Here is a 19,087-nt window from a genome sequence, read left to right as displayed (position 1 = left end):
TTAACCCAAGAATCAAGTCGTGAATTGACGCTTAACTCAGGACATACCAACGAAGAAAAATTCAAGACAATAAAATTTATTGTCCCTAGCAGAGATTAAAGGAGGACTTTTACAATAAAAACCGCCTTATAGTCTTAACAACCGTGCCACACTCTCACAACAGCGTTCTAAATTTTGCTCACCATGCTTTAATGCTGTTGCTAAATCACATGCACCATCAACAATACCAAAAATTGCACTAAAGCCTTCGGCATAAAGCTCCTCGACGCCTTCACCGATATGCCCTGCAAAAGCAATCACAGGTTTATTCAACTGCTTGGCAACTTGCGCTACCCCAAAAGGTGTTTTGCCAAACTTGGTTTGAAAATCAATACCACCCTCGCCAGTAAACACATAATCTGCTTGGGCAATTTTTTCCTCAAGTCGGGTTTCTTTAATCACGATTTCCACACCAGAGCGTATTTTTGCACCCGTAAAAGCCATAAGTCCGAAACCCAAACCGCCTGCAGCACCAGCACCCTGTAGATTTGCAACATCAACATTCAACTGTTGTTTCACCAACGCAGCAAAATGATCAAGGTTTTGATCTAAGATCCCAACCATCTCAGCAGTTGCTCCTTTCTGTGGCGCAAAAATAAAAGAAGCACCATTTGGACCACATAATGGATTGTTTACATCACTGGCAATAATAATCTCAGTCGCTTTTAAACGCGCATCGAGTTGTGAAATATCAATGCTTTTGATCTGTTGAAGCTGCCCACCACCCACGTCTACAGAATGGTTGTTCTCATCTAAAAATTTTGCCCCTAAAGCCTGTGCCATCCCAGCACCAGCATCATTGGTAACACTACCACCCAGACCAATAATGATTTTACCAACACCCAAATCCAAAGCGGCTTTAATCATTTCCCCTGTACCCAGAGTTGATGTGATTAAAGGATTGCGTTGAGACTTCTCGATCAGATGAATACCGTTTGCCAGCGCCATTTCTATAACAGCTGTTTGACCGTCATCAATTAATCCCCAATAGGTCGATATTCGTTGCTGAGCCAATGGACCAGCGACCTCAACATATACTTTACGACCACTTCGTGCAGCGACCAAAGCATCGACTGTTCCCTCGCCACCATCTGCCATAGGTACATGAATAAACTGTGCATCAGCAATGACTTTTTCAATGCCACGTTGCATTGCAAAACAAGCTTGTTCGGCTGTTATACTTTCTTTAAATGAGTCAGGCGCAAGCACAAAAACTTTAGACATGAGCAAATGTATTTTGGTGAGATTCAAAAATTAACATAACGATTTTTCGAGTATAGATAAACTAATAAATTCATAATTAAGACTAAAGAAATGACAACTATGCAACGTGTAAACCTTGGTAAGACTGCCCCAGAACTATATAAAACGGTCATCGAGCTTGAAAATTTATCTATGCAAAAAGTTCAGCAAGCTGGGCTTGATGTTGGATTCTCTCATTTACTCAAATTAAGAGCCTCGCAAATTAACCAATGTGCTTACTGTGTTCGTATGCATACCCAAGATGCAATTAAAGCGGGCGAGTCAACGGATCGTATTGCGCTGATTAGTGCTTGGCGTGAAAGTGAATACTTTACTGAAAAAGAACGTGCGGCTTTAATTTTAATTGAAGAGATCACTTTAATTGCCAATCAACATTTTCCAGATAGCGCTTATGAACAAGCTGCGCAGCATTTATCCAGTGATGAAATCACGGCGATTGAATGGGTTGCGATTGTGATCAACACATGGAACCGTATCGCCATTTCCAGCCAGTATAAAGTCGCGAAATAAGCTGAGTTTTAACACTTAAATCATTTATCTAGCTAACTTCACGCTTTTCAGGAGTGTTAATTGAGATAAGATTTAACTGAATACTGCTCTAGTTGCATAAATATTTACGCCAAAATGCAAAACGCCTGATCTCATTGATCAGGCGTTTTGTTAAAAGCACATATGATTTAAAACATTAAATGAAACCTTAATGACTCGCAGGTGGGATTTGTTTAATTGCCGCAGCAAAGGTGAGATAGTTGACTCCTTGGAACAAAATATCCACACCTAAAAATAATCCGAGTACCCAAAAAGGAGAATCTGGTGATGCCAGAATAATTGCACCTGTTGCCAAGGTTAAAAGCCCTGAAAATAATGTCCAACCCCATCCAGACATTGGTTTCAACATAAACGCATTAAAAATACGAATAAAACCGCCAATCAATAAGGCAATTGCCAGTAAATTGGTTAATACCACTGCAGTAGTAATCGGAGATTTAAACGCATAATAACCCGCTGCAATATACAACACACCAAACAACGCCCAAAGCCAGCGGAAACCACCATCAAAAATTTTAAATGCTGCAATGAGGTGTAAAACCCCACCAATCATCATTAAAGCACCAAACAATGCAACAACCGTCAATGTTGCCATACCCAGTGAAGCCAGTAGCACTAATCCAAAGATCACCAATAAAGCTCCAAGCAGAAGATACCATTTACGGTTTTCATGGAGTTGATGACGAACTAAATCATTTCCTACAGTACGCATAATTCTTCTCTTGGTTGTTATTCATTCATTTTATTGTTGATCTAATTCAGGTGTTTGTCTGTATAAAATCTGCATCTATACCAGAATAAAGCTTTGTTTGAGCAGAATCTAAGCGATAAACAGCACAGCTCTATACACTACTTCACCCAACCCATTTCTTGTGCAGTGAGTCGACTGATCATAGTATCCTCTAGATCTTCAGGTATTTTGCTTTTACTTTCTGAAAGCGCAATATAGCCACCCATAATTTCTGCACGCTGCTGCGGATAACGTGGTTGTTGCTCAGGATTGGCATAGCCCGTCGGATAGAGTGGCTGTCCCGTTGTAAAATCATATTTGTCTTTTGCACCAAAGGTATGCAATAACTCATGTACAAGAACGACTTTATTACTCGAACTTTGCTTCCGTGATGCAAATAGATTTACAGAACCAATACGCCCACGTTCCAATGCAGTGGAATGCTTCAATATTTTCTGCAACTTGGGATCATAATAATTTAAATACAGGGTCACCGATGGTGAGCCATCTTCGCCTTGATGCTGTTTCCATGCATAAAATCTAAATTTTAAACTCCACAAAACTGTATCCAAGATACGGCCTGATTCTGGAAACTTAGGTGGCAAGGTATTTAACTCACGTCCAAGCTGAAAATGAAACGAAATCGGTTGCCCACGAAATGCTTGAGACTGTAAACCTAAATAATGTTCAATTTCCTCAAGATCATCTGTTGAAATTTGCTGAATATAGGCTGATGTGGAGCGTTGACCATCTGCATTGATCGGATGTAATAAAACAACGATTGGCTTGCTCCAATCTTGATTCATATCACGCCATGCGTTCATTGCAACAATCAACAGAATGACCAGTAAAATACCAACTCGAATCTTTTTCCACATTGAATATATTCTCAATTTTTAATCGCAATAAAAATGCTGACCTAGGCCAGCATTTTTAAATATTTATGGATTAAGCTTCTACCCATTTCCCATCTTGGTAGACCAAAGACCATTTGGTTTGTTTACCTTCTGGGGTTTCTGAACCAATATATTGCGCTTGGTTTTTACGGCTAAACTTAACCAATGTTGGATTACCATCTGGATCTTGATCAGGTGCTTGCAAGATAAACTGATACTTAGGATCAAGTTGATCTGCAACTGAACGTAACTCCGCAACCTTCGGTGCACGTGTTTCACGAACTTTAGGGAATTTGCTTGCCGCCAAGAATAAACCCGCTGCTCCATCACGTAGAACAAAGTAATCATCATGTTTGACTGAACGTAAATGTTCCATTTTGATTGGGTCGACACGAGGTGGTGCTGGCTGACCATTTTTCAAAACTTTACGGGTATTGTCACAACTCATACAAGCGAAATATGGACCAAAACGACCCGTTTTCAACTGCATCTCACCATCACATTTATCACATGGAATGGTTGGACCATCATAACCCTTGATTTTGAACTCACCTTCTTCCAGCTCATAACCATCACAATCTGGGTTATTTCCACAAATATGTAACTTGCGACCACCATCAATCACATAGCTATCCATTGCAGTACCACACACTGGACAACGTTTTTTCGACATTAAATCAGCAGTTTCAGCACTGTCATCATCAGAAAGTATAGCCAATGACTCAACTGGTGTTAAATTCAACGTCCCTTTACAGCGTTCTTTTGGTGGTAAGTTATAACCAGAACAGCCAAGGAAGACACCCGTTGTGCCTGTACGAATCTGCATCGGGCGTTCACATTCTTTACAGTGAACAGCTTCAACTTCTACAGGTTGATTACGGCGCATGCCGTTTTCGCCCTGTGCTGTGGTTAAACGCTTTTTAAAATCACCGTAGAAACTATCTAACAGCTCTTTCCAATTACGTTCACCATCTGCAACTTTATCCAATTGACCTTCCAAATCTGCAGTAAATGCATAATTCATCAGGTTATTGAAGTTCTCGTCTAGACGATCGGTAACAATTTCCCCCATCTTCTCTGCAAAAAGACGGCGATTGTCGAGTTTGACATAACCACGATCTTGAATCGTCGAAATAATCGCAGCATAGGTCGATGGACGACCGATTCCACGTTTTTCCAATTCTTTTACTAAAGATGCTTCAGTAAAACGTGCAGGTGGTTTGGTAAAGTGTTGAGAAGGATCAAGTTTCTCAAGTTTGAGAATTTCACCCACTTTGACTGCTGGTAATAAAACATCATCATCAGACTTGTTCTGACCACGCACTTTGGTAAAACCATCAAAAACTAAAGTACGACCTTTGGCTTTGAGTTCTACACCATTCGCATCAACCAAAATCGTTGAGGATAAATACTCTGCTGGGGTCATTTGACATGCAACAAATTGACGCCAGATCAAATCATATAAACGTTGTGCATCACGCTCAACACCCGCCAAACTATCGCCTTTTAAGGCAACATTGGAAGGACGAATCGCTTCATGGGCTTCTTGCGCATTGGCTTTATTCCCATAACGATTTGCTTTAGCGGGTAAGTACTTCGCACCAAATTCAGTTTCAATATGATTACGCACCATACTGACAGCATCATCACTCAAGAATGTTGAGTCAGTACGCATATAAGTAATAAAACCAGCTTCATATAAGCGCTGTGCAAGCATCATGGTTTTCTTTACAGAGAAACCTAAACGAGTACTTGCAGCTTGTTGCAAGGTTGATGTGATATAAGGCGCACTTGGATTGACCTTCGTTGGCTTATCTTCACGTGTTGCAACTTTATATTCAGCATCTTTTAAAATTTTCAATAAAGCATCTGTTTGCGCTTTATTTTGTAATTTTAATGTTTTGCCGCCTTGTTTGACTGCTTCTAAACGAATTTCATCTTTTGCAGAATGAGTGTCTGCAAAAACTTGCCAGTATTCTTCAGGAATAAAGGCACGAATCTCACGCTCACGCTCGACCACCAATTTTACTGCAACCGACTGTACACGCCCTGCAGAGAGGCCACGCGCAATCTTTTCCCACAGTAGTGGTGAAACCATGAAGCCCACCACGCGGTCGAGAAAACGACGTGCCTGTTGCGCATTCACACGGTTTAAATCTAGACGTGTAGGTTGCTTAAATGCTTCTTGAATGGCATTTTTGGTAATCTCATTAAAGACCACACGATGGTAACGGCTATCATCACCACCAATCACTTCTCTTAAATGCCACGCAATCGCTTCTCCTTCTCTATCCAAATCCGTTGCGAGATAGATTTCATCTGCATCTTTGGCTAGTTTTTTGAGTTCAGCGACCACATGTTCTTTGCCAGGAAGCACTTCATATTTAGCTTTCCAACCATGCTCAGGATCGACACCCATACGATTGACTAAAGCGGATTGTGCTTTTTCAGCCTTCTGTTCATCCGTCAATTTGGTACGCGTTGCAGGCTTTTTTTCTGTCGATTTACTTGAACCACCTGTAGGTAAATCACGAACATGACCTACCGAAGACTTCACAATGTAATTTGAGCCTAAATATTTATTAATCGTTTTCGCTTTTGCAGGCGACTCCACAATCACTAATGCACGTTTTTTCCCAGCATCAGGAGAATTTGCTGTTGTGCTTTTGGATGTGGACCGAGGAGCGTTCGCCATAATAAACCACTGTTCCTATTATTAAGTTAAATTTCAGCCAATTTAAGTAAATATGCCTTCATATCATCAAGCTGTGTTGCTCTGAGGTCAGATTCTTCATCCCAATAAAGCCCTACACAGTTGGCCTGCATATCAATAGCATAAATCCCTTTTAATGCAATGGGAAAATCTTTAAATTTCTCATCACCGAGGACCACTTGAAGCTTTTGCTCTTCTACACGGGCGCGCATCAAAGCTAAGCGTGCATCTGGAATCAGTACACTATAATAAGCCACCATACTCGCACGAGACTCTGTTGCCATCGGGATTTTCGTCCACTCTGGTGCAGCCACTAAACGTGGGTGTAAGCCCATCTTGCGTGCTTTCTCTCGCATTAAACCTAATGCTTTTTCTCTAGGGCTTACGCGTAAGCCAAAAATTGAGCCCAATACAAAAACAATAATAACGAGCGCAACCCAAAGACCAGTGTGTTCCATAGTTCACCTTTTAATTCCTATATTAGAGTTGCATAAGCTGAATATAAAACGCAAGTTTAAAATTAAAATTACCGCCAATTACTGATTTTGAGGTCAGTTTAATTTCTTATTTTTCATTCATATTTTTTTCATAAAGCTCCATCCAGCTTCCCAATGACTGAATAGCACTTTGCAGCGTTTGTCCTAATTCGGTAATTTGATATTCCACTCTAGGCGGTACTTCTGGGTAAATCTGCTTGGTTATAAGTTGGTGTTGCTCCAGCAGTTTTAAATGTTTCGACAACTCTTTTTGTGGGATTGGCGCTAAAGCCTTCTGTAATTGGTTAAATCGAACAGGATGCTGTGCTTCAATAAGATGATAGACAATTGGCAATACCCATTTTCCCGAAAATAATCCAACAAATCGCATAATCGAACAATTTTGCTCATATTGCAGTGTTGTCATTTTTCCACCTTACATAAAGCTACATTTTATAGCCTTTGAGTTTAGTCTATTTCAAACCAAACAACGACTAAGTCACCAATTGGTAAGTACTTACTTTGGCAAATAAATTTTCACAATATAAGAGTTTGTAGACATTTTAGTGAAAAACATGCGATTAAAGAATAAAATGGTTTTAATTACTGGCGCAACCAGTGGAATCGGTTTTGCAGCAGCACAACGTGCAATAGAAGAAGGTGCTTTTGTTGTGTTTACTGGCCGAAATCCAGATCAAATTGTACTGACACAAGAACAATTCGGCAGCCAAAGTTTGGGCATCCAGTGTGATCACTCAAGCTTAGCATCACAAGATCATTTCATTGAAAAAATGCAACAATTATCCATTAAATTCGATGTGATTTATATCAATGCTGGCAATGTTAGCCATGAAGCATTTGGACAATGGACCGTTGAACAATTCGATGCGATTTTCAACACCAATGTAAAAGGTCCATTTTTCCTGATACAACGCTTACTTCCAATGATCAAGCCCCATGCTTCAGTGATTTTATGTGGTTCGACCAGTATTCATATCGCCTTAGAGAAAAGTAGCGTTTATGCTGCCTCAAAAATCGCCTTACGCTCTTTGGTCAAGACCTTATCTAGAGAACTTTTGGCCCAGCAAATACGATTTAACCTACTTTCACCAGGACCAACCTTAACCCCTGCCCTCAACAAAGTTGCGAGTACGCCTGCTGAAGTTGAACAGCTCAAAGCCAGTATTGAAAATCTTGTGCCAATTCAAAGGTTGGCGGATCCAGTCGAAATTGCCAATGCCTTTATTTATCTTGCTTCTGACGAAGCTAGATTTATTGTCGGTAGCGAACTTTTGGTTGATGGTGGCGTAGCAAATTTATAAGCATAAGCAAAGCGATAAAAATACAGTGTATGGCTTAATAAAAGAGCGCTAAATATTCAAATCTAAGCGCTTTTTTATGTTGCTCTGGGCAGCTTAAAAATCGCCCTAATTTAAATACATTTCATGGCTATAAACAACTTCATGACCATTCCAATAAATATAGCCTTTTTCAATCAATTCTTTAAGCAATAAACGGATATCAGATTTTGGAAACATTTGCTCCAATAAATCACGCAACTCATAAATATCTTTAGGTTTATCGGTTTTTAAATTATTCAACTTATGAATAACTTCAATTTGCACTGGATCTATTTTTGCAAAGTTTTTAAACAAAACCTGGTGTACTGCACCCACTGAATCTTGCTGATCCATTTCCTGTAACACCTGATCTGAATCGACACGTAATTTTTCTAAAATTTGATCAATTTTTTCAAGTTTGATATTTGGGTGTGCTGCGGATTCAGTCTCAGCTGGGCGTGCTGAAATAGGCTTGTCGATATCAAGACTTGTCCATTGTTTCAAGACTTTTTTACGATAAGCCACCTGATCATCAAAGCGTTTGACAATTTTTAAATTGATTAACATGCCAACCAGATGCTGAGCTTTTTCTGGCACAACTTGCAAAATATTCACAATAGAATTCTTTAATTTTTCAATAGTATTCGGTTTGCCTGTCATCTCTCCCAAGGCATCACAATACTTTTTAACCATTTGCAAATACGGCTTATTTTGAATGGTTTGTAGACTAGGTATCGAGTACTTGTTGCGTTGACGTTCCAACGTGGATTGGACTTGAATAAAATTACACGCTAGATCAGCGCTACGCATCAGATCTAACAATAAGGAACAACTTGGCATCGCAGAAATGACTTCAATCTGCATCTCTGGCTCTAATAATGCCAATAATTGTCCCACCACAACTGCATATTCATATTCTTTTTCAGATGCATTCGGTACTTCTAAAATCACCACCTGACCACTGCTCACCCAGCCTGAAAATTCAGTTAAATCTTCCAGTGAGTACTGGAATTGTCCCGTACAATTGAAAAGATAAAGTGTTGGGTAATGTTCAATAATCTCCCGCAGCATTTTGGCTGTAGGCATATTATTTTCAAGATCGAGAAGAACAGCTTTATTCGGCATGGTCAAAAAGTTTACAACTGAACAGTGGCAAGCATTACAACCAGCTTTCAACAAAAGGTCAAATAAAATTGGAAATTTAATCCTAAATTCCCAATTCCACCTGACTTAAATGTATAAGTTTTAGATTTTAAAGATAAATATTATTGGATGGTTGCAATCACTTGATCAGCCTGACACGTGCTCCCGAGCTCTTTCAGCAATTCAATTTGACCACTTTGATGTGCCAAAACTTGAACTTCCATTTTCATGGCTTCCATAATTGCCACAACTTGCCCTGCACTCACTTGCTCACCAGTTTGGACTTTCCAAGCAATGATTGCCCCGTTAATAGGCGCTGGTAAGTGCTCAGGTTGAAGTGCGAACTCTGTGCTTTGCGCTGGTTGTTGCTCCACCTGAACTGCACCTTGAGCAAACATTCCTGCAGGTAAGCCTAGACGGTGTAATTTCCCATCAATTTCGATATAGCTTAAAACCATCGCTTGTTGATGCTGAGGAATCGCGCGTCGAGTTGATTTTAAGTCTTGTTTAAAGTCATTTTCAATCCAACGCGTATGTACTTTAAATTCGTCGGTAAAATCAGGCTCATTCAGCACGGCACGATGAAAATCTAAAACTGAAGCCACCCCCTCAATTTTAAACTGCTTTAAAGCGCGTTTTGCGCGGCGTATTGCGATTTCACGCGTTTCCCCTGTCACAATCAGCTTTGCCATTAAAGAATCGAAATGGCTGGAAACCAGAGAGCCTGTGCGCACGCCAGTATCGACACGCACACCATGACCAAAAGGTGCTTCAAATAAACTTAGTGTACCAAATGCTGGAATAAAACCACGGCTAGGGTCTTCTGCATTGATACGAAACTCAATGGCATGGCCTTGTGCTTTAGGGGTTTCTTTGATCGATAATTCTTCGCCCAAAGCCACCTGAATTTGCTCAACCACCAAATCAACGCGCGCTGTTTCTTCGGTCACAGGATGTTCAACTTGCAACCGCGTATTGACTTCTAAAAATGATAGCGTCCCGTTTTGGCTCAATAAATACTCGACTGTCCCTGCTCCAACATACTGAGCAGCCTGACAAATATTTTTTGCTGAAGTTAAAATCTCTTGGTAAATCTCATCACTGATAAATGGTGCTGGAGATTCCTCAACTAATTTTTGATTACGGCGCTGTAAAGAACAATCGCGCGTACCTAAGACCACCACATTCCCATGCAGGTCGGCAATCACTTGCGCTTCCATATGACGAGGATTGTCTAAGTACTGCTCAACAAAGCATTCGCCACGGCCAAAGGCCGCTTTTGCTTCACGGACAGCAGAGTCATAGAGTTCTTTCACTTCTTCAAGCTTCCAAACCACTTTTAAACCACGACCACCACCACCAAATGCCGCTTTAATTGCAATAGGTAAGCCATATTGTTTTGCAAAGGCTAAAGCCTCATCTGCATTATTCAATGGGTCTTGTGTGCCTTGTACCAAAGGGGCACCCACTGAAGCAGCGATTTTACGTGCTTCAATTTTATCACCCAACTTGGTAATTGCTTCAGGAGATGGTCCTACCCACTTCAAGCCTGCATCAATCACAGCTTGTGCAAATTCAGCCCGTTCTGATAAAAAACCATAACCAGGATGCACCATAGTGGCTTTTGATTTTTTAGCAATATCAATAATGGCATCAATATTTAAATAGGTTTCTTTTGCGGTTGCGCCAACCAACCCCCATGCTTCATCCGCAAGTTCGACATGCAAACTGCCGATATCGTCATCTGCATACATTGCCACAGAAGCAATGCCCATATCACGACAAGCATGGATAATACGCACAGCAATTTCACCACGATTGGCAATCAATAATTTTTCATTTACATATTTTTGCTGGTTCATCTTAGTTCTCGATATCTACAAATTCGGCGATTTTTCTAAATTTGATATGGCAATCCGCAGGTATTTGTGCCACCAAATCCCAATGATGCTTGGCAACCGAAGCAATCACAGGATAACCACCAGTTAATGGGTGATCATTCATAAACAATACAGGTTGACCATTGGGTGGAATCTGCAAAGCACCAATACATGTGCCTTCGCTTTCCAATTCATGGCAAATCTTACGTGTTAAGGGCGCTTTCCCAGATAAACGTAATCCCACTCGATTACTTTCATTGGTGACTAACCATGCTTGATTGCACAGTTTTTCAATACTGCTTTGCTCAAACCAATCCGTTCGAGGTCCCATCACAATATCAAGTTCAATCGTATCGCCAAGGGACGGGAGATTGGATTTTGGCACTTCGTTGATGCTGATATTGGATGGGACGACTAGACCTTGGTAAATGACATCACCCGTTTTTAAAGGGGCTGGACCAAGAATGGCTAAACTGTCAAAAGAACAGCTATTTAAAACGGGTTGAATATCCAAACCACCACGAACCGCAAGGTAATTGCGAAACCCTGCACTCGGCGTTTGAATTTGAAATTCATCTCCCTCATCAAGTGCAATCGCCTGATAGCTGTCAAAATCTGCTTTTTGACCATCTGCAAATTTCACATGGATATTGGAAATTGCACCTGCCACGCTAATGACAGCTGAATTTTGCATGACTGCTTTTAAACCGCCATTTAACACCTCAATCACAGGCGTATCCGTTGGATTCCCTACGATTCGATTGGCACAATGCATCGAAGCGACATCCATCGCCCCTGCTGTACCCACACCGATATTGCTGTGCTGAAAACGACCTTCATCTTGAATCGAAACTTGCAAACCAGATGCCGTGATTTTGAATAGGGGCTGTTTTAAAGTTAAATCATGTCTTGGCGTGATTTGCTTGGGCACATCCACAGATACAGGATGATGGGTTACATCTTCAAAATGCACCCGCATTCCTGGTCGTAAAAGCGCAGGATTTTGACGCTGCAAATCCCACATCTTTTCTGACGTTGTTCCAATCAATTGCCAGCCACCCGGACTATCTTTTGGATAAATTCCCGAGTATTGCCCAGCAAGTCCAAGTGAGCCTGATGGAATTTTTTTACGCGGTGTTTTTAGACGAGGAATGTCTGTAAACGGCTGATCAAGGCTACTCATATAAGCAAAACCTGGAGCAAAGCCGATAAAGGCAACGTCCCAAGTGCTTTGATGATGTTTTAAAATCAGATCGGCTATAGAGAGGCCTTGAAGTTCAGCCACTTGTGCTAAATCTTCGCCATCGTAACGAATCGGAATAATCACTTCCTGCGTATTTCGATCAAAGCCTGAATCAAGCTTTAAAGTACCAATCAAAACACTCAAGGTTTTAAAGTCAGTCTTGATTTCGTTAAAACAAATTAAAATTGTTTTTGCAGCAGGAATTAAATCTTTGATTCCATTCAAGTGTAAATTTTGCAATTTACTGTATAACGCCAAAGTTTCTTTTAAACTAGAAAGTTCAATCAAGAAACTGTCGGAATTTACCGATAAAAATCGCATTTACTGATCCTTTCTTGTCTTAACGCAGCCACGCACGATCAGGTATGTCTGTAATCAACATATGTCCTGGTGCATGGCTAATGGCAAATGGGATTTTCGAGTTCATAATTGCAGCTTGAGGCGTTACACCACATGCCCAAAATACTGGAATTTCACCCTGTTCAATACGTGAGGCATCACCAAAATCTGGCTGATTGATGTCGCGTATGCCCAAACTTTCAGGATGACCAATATGTACGGGAGCGCCATGAACACTCGGCATACGTGCCGTAATTTTTACAGCCTCAGCTATTTGATGGGCAGCAATGGGGCGCATAGAAACCACCATATTTCCTGAAATACGTCCAGCAGAAAGGCATTCGATATTACTCAAATACATCGGTACATTGGTCTTGTCATGGATATGACGCACTTCAATCCCCGCTTCTTGCAAAGCTGTTTCAAAGGAGAAACTACAGCCAATTAAAAAGGTCACTAAATCAGGATGCGCGTTATAAAGCTCACTCGCATCAGTGAGCTCATCCACCATTTCACCGTCTTTCCAAACACGATATCGTGGAAAATCAGTGCGAATGTCTGAGTCAGCAGCCAATCGAGAGTGATATACACCTTCTTCCAAAACGTCTAATACAGGACAGCTTTGCGGATTACGCTGTGCGTACAACAAGAAATCATATGCCCAGTCTTTGGGTACAGAAATCATGTTCACTTGGGTCATTCCAGCAGCCATTCCTGCAGTGGGTTGATCAAAACCCGCACGAATTTTTTGTCGCGCATCCAATGCAGCTTTGAGTTGAACTGGATCGACTTTAATCTCTTTAAACATGTGTCTTGTCCTTATTGTTTTATGCACAAAATGAACGAACTTGAATGTCGTTTTTTAACAGCTCAGCTTTAACCGCTGCGGACATTTCTAGTGCACCTGCGGTATCACCATGCAAACAAATCGTATCGGCTTGAATCGGGGTAAAGACACCATCAATTGACTCAACCCCGCCATTTTTTAACATCGCAACCACACGTTTTGCCACAAACTCTGCATCATGCAAAACAGCACCCTCTAAACGGCGTGAAACCAATGAGCCATCACGGTTATAAGCACGATCAGCAAAGGCTTCTGAAACCACTTTTAAGTCTGCCTGACGTGCTTGTGCAACCAAATTTGACCCAGCCAAAGCAACCAGTACCAATGCTGGGTTATACATTTTAATGGCTTCAATCACGGCTTCGGCTTGTACGGGATCTTTGGCTATGGTGTTATACAATGCCCCATGCGGTTTGACATATTGCACTTTGGAGCCAGCAACTTTTGCCAAACCATCAAGCGCCGAAATTTGATAGAGCACATCCGCGATCAGCTCGTCTTGAGACAAATCCATATTACGGCGACCAAAACCAACCAAATCTGGGTAGGAAACATGCGCACCAATCGTGACATCTAATTTCACCGCTTGTTGAAGCGTTTTCAATATTCCCAACGGGTCACCTGCATGAAAGCCACAGGCAATATTGGCACTACTGACCACAGGTAAAATTTGCTCATCATTGCCCATTTTCCATGAGCCAAAACTTTCACCCAAGTCACTATTTAAATCGACATACATTGTGATCATTCCTTTTCAATTGAGTGTGAAGTTGATTAGAGCTTGGTGAGGTAATTAAATACTGTCGTAAATGACATATAACCCATCCACCATGTGAGTAAGCAGGTTAATACACCCAAAACCAGCAACCATTTTGGATAATTATAATTGCCCATCATGTCTTTACGACATGCCGCAACATAGACAAAAATCGTTAAACCAATTGGTAATACCAAACCATTAAAACCACCCACAAAGATCAGTAAGCCCGCTGGTGTTGCACCTAGAATCACGTAAAGCAACAAGGCTAAAGAGATAAAGCTAATGGTGAGGTAGTTGGTATGTTTGGTGGTTAAGTTCTGTTTAAATGCGGACATAAATGAAACAGAGGTATAGGCTGCACCAATTGTGCTACTGATTCCGGCTGCCCAAAAAATCAAGCCAAACAGTTTAAAACCAAATGTACCCGCAGCATATTGGAATGCTTGCGCAGCTGGGTTGGCATCGTGACTTGCTAAATCGATATTTGCGCCGCTGACCACAACCCCTAAAAATGCCAAGAACAATACATAACGCATGATCCCAACCACCACAATACCTTTGGTTGCGGCTCTGGCCACTTCATCAATATTTTCTGGTCCTACAGCACCTTTGTCCAATAAGCGATGCGCGCCCGCATAGCAGATATAACCACCCACTGTACCGCCAACAATGGTTGTAATGATGGCGAAATCAATTTGATCAGGTGCAAAAGTTTGTTGAACGGCTTGCCCCACAGGTGGCATGACAATAAATGCAACGATCACGATCAAAACGATTTTGAGTAATCCCAAAATAATCATGCTCTTGTCCATCGCCAGTGTGGCTTTTCTGGAGGCAAAAATCAGAATAGCCAAAGCACCACTCAGCACGCCGCCGACCTTGGTATCCAACCCAAAGAGTGCATTTAAGCCCAGTGCAGCACCCGCAATGTTACCGATACTAAAGAAAAACCCACCTAAAATGACCAGAAATGCGAGTAAGTAACCACTCCCCGGTAAGGCTTTATTGGCAATATCTGAAGCGCGCATTTGCGTTAAAGTGACCACACGCCAAATGTTTTGTTGAACAACATAATCAATAATGATCGAAACAAGGATTGCAAAACCGAATGCAGCGCCTAATTTCACTGTAAATACAGCCGTTTGGGTTAGAAAGCCTGGCCCCATCGCAGACGTTGCCATCATAAAGATAGATGCAACAATTGCCCATTGACGGTCAGACAAAAAAGAAGATTTCAATAAAGACATGTAGGCGTTCCTCATCCATTTGAGCTTAATCAACGCTATTTCAAGTGAAACAAAGAACATCTATTTTTCTAAAATACGAGATTCTTTAATCCTTTAAACTTTTAAGATTTTCTGGTTATGCTGAACCAAATCTGTATTTCAAATAAAAGCATAGGCGAAGGTCAGTCACAATAAGACTTTATCCAAAATTCATTAAACATAAGATATTGAATTTATATGTTTTTATTATTTTTAAAATCATTTAATAATGAATGTTTATCAGTTTCTATAAGTTCTCATTATCAATATTTCATATTTTTGCAATTTTTAAATCAAAACCAAAGCTGCATAAAATGCCGTTTTATTGTTCATTATCTAATTTTATTATTCAGCTTTTTCATGGCATTTTCCGAAGTTAAAACCGCTAAATCCGTCAACTTTTCTTTTAATGCGGTGTTATTGCCTTGTGTATAGATTGCGGTAAAGTGGAATGTCTTTAGTTGGATTGGCGTATCTAGAATTTCAAGTCGCCCATCTAAAATTTCTTTGATTGCCGTTAGTTTAGGTACCACTGCAATCCCTAAACCTTGTTCAGCTAAACGTAATAATGTGACCAATGAATAACTTGTGATGGATAGTGGTTCATCGATCTTCTGTTCTTTCATTTTGGCTTTGAGCTCTTTATAAGGATAGGTAATTCTTGGATAGGTTAAAATGGTATGCGACATCAATGTCCGTAATGACATCTGCCCGATTCCACCTTTAAATGAAGGCGATGCCAGAAAACTTAATTCAAAATCACACAATGAACGTTCTATACATTCAAAAGGCAAAGTTGGCCCCAGTAAAAACGCCATATCCAAATCACCGATGCGTACACCTTCTTGTAAATCTGGAGTTAAATTCACCACGATTTCGATGGAAACTTTGGGAAACTCTTGCTGGACTTGCTCCATATACTCCACTAGCCAAGTATGGACAATCGTTTCGGAAACCCCCAAACGAATCGTTCCTGTTAAATACTGACTTTCTGTGAGTTCAGCCACCAAGTCTGTTTCCAGTCGCATAAACTTTTCAGCATATTTAAATAAGGTCATGCCCTTATGCGTGGCTTTGATTTGACGAGAACTGCGATCCAGCACTTTAAAACCGAGATCATTTTCAATCGCAGTAATTTTTTGAGAAATTGCAGGCTGTGTCGTTTGAAGCTTTGTTGCGGCTTTATTAAAACTGTTTAAGGTCACCACCCAATAAAATGCTTCGAGGTTTTTTAAGTTCATAATCCATCTTAACCCACAAATTTAGCGCTTGCGTTATGCAAATCCTTTGCCAATATCACTGCTATGTGTGAATTTACACCTGATTCAGCACACCTCAGCCACTCATATTTCACATCCGTTGCATCAATAATGCGGAGGACGATTGGTCATTGGGTCAAATGCTGCAATACCTTCTGACAAATCAGCAGATTCTATACGTTGGTAAATTAACTGCATTTGTTTTTTTAAATCAGCGATTTCCAAGCTTTGTTGTGCCACTTGATCATTTAATTGTTCGACTAAATCATCTAAAAATGCAATTCGGACTTGCAAATCTTCTATGGGTGCGGAAAATGACGCCTGATCATCAATATTTTTATGTTTAGTCATTTTTAGTCCTCAGTGTGGGATGTTTAGGAAACCGTATGGCCTATATTACTATAAGGGATGTCCAACTTGCGTTTGGTGGACCTGCCCTGCTCGATGGCGCAAACTTCAATTTAGAACGAGGCGAACGAGTCTGTCTGATTGGTCGTAACGGTGAAGGTAAGTCTACTTTACTCAAACTGATTGAGGGAAGTTTATTGCCTGATCAAGGTGAAATTGCATTACAAAATGGTATTACGATTTCTATGCTTGCTCAGGATGTACCGATGGATTCGGGCAAAGTTGCAGATATTGTTGCCGAAGGTGCAGGAGAAGCCGCGCTCGTCCTAAAAGAATACCACGAAGCCAGCGATGCTTGTGTATTAGGTGATATGGAAGCTTGTGATCGTATGGGCAACCTACAACATAAGCTGGATTTGCTCGATGGTTGGGCCTTAGAAACCAAAGTAAATTCTATCTTAAGCAAAATGGGCTTAGATCCTGAAGCGGATTTAGCTGATTTATCAGGCGGGCGTAAACGCCGTGTACTTTTAGCACGTGCATTGTTGACGCAACCTGACGTTTTATTACTTGACGAACCAACCAACCATTTGGACGTAGAAAGTATTGAATGGTTAGAGAAATTCTTACTCGATCAAAACAATCTCACCCTGCTATTTATTTCCCATGACCGTGCTTTTGTTGACAGTATTGCGACACGTATTGTGGAGTTGGATCGTGGTGTTTTACGTAGTTATGAAGGTAACTACTCACGCTACCTCGACTTAAAAGCACAACAAATGGAAGCTGAAGAAAAGCAGAATGCACTGTTTGATAAACGCTTGGCTGAAGAGGAAACTTGGATTCGTCAAGGGATCAAAGCACGTCGTACCCGTAACGAAGGTCGTGTACGTGCATTAAAAGATTTACGTGAACAATCTAAAGCGCGCCGCTCACAACAAGGCAAAGTGAGCATGGCGACTCAAGAGGCAAATCGTTCAGGTAAATTGGTCTTTGATATTGAACACTTAAGTGTGGCTTTTGGTGATAATGCACCAATTATTAAAGATTTCTCTGCGTTAGTACTGCGTGGCGATCGTATTGGTTTAGTCGGTGACAATGGTGTAGGTAAAACCACCTTGATCAAAGCCATTTTAGGTGAACTTGAACATGGCGGTTCGGTGAAAACAGGTACACAGCTTGAAGTGGCTTATTTTGACCAATTACGTAATGCGCTAGATCTTGAAAAATCAGTAATGGCCAATGTGTCTGAAGGCTCAGACTTTGTCGATGTTAATGGTGGTCGCCGTCATATCTACAGCTATTTACAAGACTTTTTATTCTCGCCTGAACGCGCGCGTACTCCAGTAAAAGCACTTTCAGGTGGTGAGCGTAACCGTATCCTTTTGGCAAAGTTATTGCTTAAACCGTCTAACCTTATTGTGATGGATGAGCCAACCAATGACTTAGACATGGTGACTTTAGAATTACTTGAAGAGATGTTGAGTGATTATAAAGGGACTTTGTTATTGATCTCGCATGACCGTGCATTTATGGACAATGTTGTGACATCAACTTGGGTATTTGATGGTAAAGGCAATATCGATGAGTACATTGGTGGCTATCAAGACTATCTAGAACAACGTCCAGATCAACGTGTTGTCGATCAGAAAAGTGATGTAAAAAAAGCCATTGCGAAAGCGGAAGCTGCTGCGACACCTGCTGAACCAGCCGTTAAAAAAGTGAAGTTGAGTTATAAAGATCAACGCGCTTTAGAACAGTTACCCGCAGAAATTGAAGCTTTGGAAAAAGAACAAGCTGAACTGACTGCAAAACTTGCTGATGGTTCTTGGTTTGTGACTGATGCAGATGCAGCCACCAAAGCGTCGCAACGACTTGGTGAGATTGATGAACTGATGCTTGAAAAAATGGAGCGTTGGGATGCATTAGAAGAAATGACCAAAGGTTAATTCTTCTAAAATCTTTAAATAAAAACTCCGCAAATATGCGGAGTTTTT

Annotated in this window: 16 protein-coding genes and 1 pseudogene; 3 read left to right on the top strand and 14 right to left on the bottom strand. The window is 40.9% G+C overall.

All coding sequences use genetic code 11. From position 1 onward, the window contains the following. Nucleotides 1–126: 126 nt before the first annotated feature. A complete protein-coding gene (locus tag AC07U8_RS02550; RefSeq protein WP_494737267.1) occupies nucleotides 127–1,263 on the bottom strand; it encodes a glycerate kinase family protein in 1,137 nt (378 codons plus the stop codon). Between the two features lie 99 nt (nucleotides 1,264–1,362). Here AC07U8_RS02550 and AC07U8_RS02545 point away from each other — a divergent pair, with 99 nt between their 5' ends. Then, nucleotides 1,363–1,812, top strand: coding sequence for a carboxymuconolactone decarboxylase family protein (locus AC07U8_RS02545; RefSeq protein ID WP_494738573.1), 450 nt, complete (start codon nucleotides 1,363–1,365; stop codon nucleotides 1,810–1,812). 187 nt (nucleotides 1,813–1,999) lie between these two features. Here the strand turns inward: AC07U8_RS02545 and AC07U8_RS02540 are convergent, their stop codons facing one another. The 5 genes from AC07U8_RS02540 to AC07U8_RS02520 form a co-directional block, all read right to left on the bottom strand. Beyond that, nucleotides 2,000–2,563, bottom strand: coding sequence for an HdeD family acid-resistance protein (locus tag AC07U8_RS02540; RefSeq protein WP_004718021.1), 564 nt, complete (start codon nucleotides 2,561–2,563; stop codon nucleotides 2,000–2,002). A gap of 137 nt (nucleotides 2,564–2,700) precedes the next feature. Continuing rightward, nucleotides 2,701–3,459, bottom strand: coding sequence for a hypothetical protein (locus AC07U8_RS02535; RefSeq protein WP_494737266.1), 759 nt, complete (start codon nucleotides 3,457–3,459; stop codon nucleotides 2,701–2,703). A 70-nt stretch (nucleotides 3,460–3,529) separates the two neighbouring features. Then, the gene (gene topA, locus AC07U8_RS02530) at nucleotides 3,530–6,172 is read right to left on the bottom strand and encodes a type I DNA topoisomerase (protein WP_004818820.1); all 2,643 of its coding nucleotides are present in this window, start codon (nucleotides 6,170–6,172) and stop codon (nucleotides 3,530–3,532) included. Nucleotides 6,173–6,198: 26 nt separating this feature from the next. Continuing rightward, the gene (locus tag AC07U8_RS02525) at nucleotides 6,199–6,648 is read right to left on the bottom strand and encodes an ammonium transporter (RefSeq protein ID WP_004718027.1); all 450 of its coding nucleotides are present in this window, start codon (nucleotides 6,646–6,648) and stop codon (nucleotides 6,199–6,201) included. Between the two features lie 106 nt (nucleotides 6,649–6,754). After that, nucleotides 6,755–7,093: a winged helix-turn-helix transcriptional regulator gene (locus AC07U8_RS02520; protein ID WP_419302537.1), complete on the bottom strand. Its 339-nt coding sequence runs from the start codon at nucleotides 7,091–7,093 to the stop codon at nucleotides 6,755–6,757. 148 nt (nucleotides 7,094–7,241) lie between these two features. Here AC07U8_RS02520 and AC07U8_RS02515 point away from each other — a divergent pair, with 148 nt between their 5' ends. Then, entirely contained in the window at nucleotides 7,242–7,988 is a 747-nt protein-coding gene (locus AC07U8_RS02515; protein ID WP_494737265.1) for an SDR family oxidoreductase, read from the top strand. Between the two features lie 105 nt (nucleotides 7,989–8,093). On the opposite strand, the gene AC07U8_RS02510 is transcribed toward AC07U8_RS02515, so the two are convergent. From AC07U8_RS02510 to AC07U8_RS02475, 8 genes and pseudogenes are all read right to left on the bottom strand, one after another. After that, complete coding sequence (locus AC07U8_RS02510; protein WP_494737264.1) at nucleotides 8,094–9,131, bottom strand: hypothetical protein; 1,038 nt, start codon at nucleotides 9,129–9,131, stop codon at nucleotides 8,094–8,096. A gap of 140 nt (nucleotides 9,132–9,271) precedes the next feature. Next, nucleotides 9,272–11,011, bottom strand: coding sequence for an acetyl/propionyl/methylcrotonyl-CoA carboxylase subunit alpha (locus AC07U8_RS02505; RefSeq protein ID WP_494737263.1), 1,740 nt, complete (start codon nucleotides 11,009–11,011; stop codon nucleotides 9,272–9,274). 1 nt (nucleotide 11,012) lies between these two features. Beyond that, on the bottom strand, nucleotides 11,013–12,593 hold the full coding sequence (locus AC07U8_RS02500; RefSeq protein ID WP_494737262.1) for a 5-oxoprolinase subunit B/C family protein: 1,581 nt from the start codon (nucleotides 12,591–12,593) through the stop codon (nucleotides 11,013–11,015). Between the two features lie 19 nt (nucleotides 12,594–12,612). After that, nucleotides 12,613–13,419: a putative hydro-lyase gene (locus AC07U8_RS02495; RefSeq protein ID WP_494737261.1), complete on the bottom strand. Its 807-nt coding sequence runs from the start codon at nucleotides 13,417–13,419 to the stop codon at nucleotides 12,613–12,615. 19 nt (nucleotides 13,420–13,438) lie between these two features. Then, entirely contained in the window at nucleotides 13,439–14,197 is a 759-nt protein-coding gene (locus AC07U8_RS02490; RefSeq protein ID WP_494737260.1) for a LamB/YcsF family protein, read from the bottom strand. 35 nt (nucleotides 14,198–14,232) lie between these two features. Continuing rightward, nucleotides 14,233–15,484, bottom strand: a pseudogene (locus tag AC07U8_RS02485) (NRAMP family divalent metal transporter). 331 nt (nucleotides 15,485–15,815) lie between these two features. Next, nucleotides 15,816–16,724, bottom strand: a complete 909-nt coding sequence (gene mumR / locus AC07U8_RS02480) for a LysR family transcriptional regulator MumR (protein WP_004818810.1) — start codon at nucleotides 16,722–16,724, stop codon at nucleotides 15,816–15,818. A 123-nt stretch (nucleotides 16,725–16,847) separates the two neighbouring features. Continuing rightward, nucleotides 16,848–17,093: a SlyX family protein gene (locus AC07U8_RS02475; RefSeq protein ID WP_004718047.1), complete on the bottom strand. Its 246-nt coding sequence runs from the start codon at nucleotides 17,091–17,093 to the stop codon at nucleotides 16,848–16,850. A 35-nt stretch (nucleotides 17,094–17,128) separates the two neighbouring features. Between AC07U8_RS02475 and AC07U8_RS02470 the strand changes: the two genes are divergently transcribed. Further along, nucleotides 17,129–19,039 carry an ATP-binding cassette domain-containing protein gene (locus AC07U8_RS02470; RefSeq protein ID WP_004818809.1) on the top strand — a complete coding sequence of 637 codons (1,911 nt, stop codon included), beginning with the start codon at nucleotides 17,129–17,131 and terminating at the stop codon, nucleotides 19,037–19,039. Nucleotides 19,040–19,087: the final 48 nt, after the last annotated feature.

The sequence above is a fragment of the Acinetobacter sp. GW821-FHT01E09 genome, from assembly GCF_059422385.1.
Note: the sequence above shows the minus strand (reverse complement) of the source record. Positions and strands in the feature narration are given on the sequence as shown.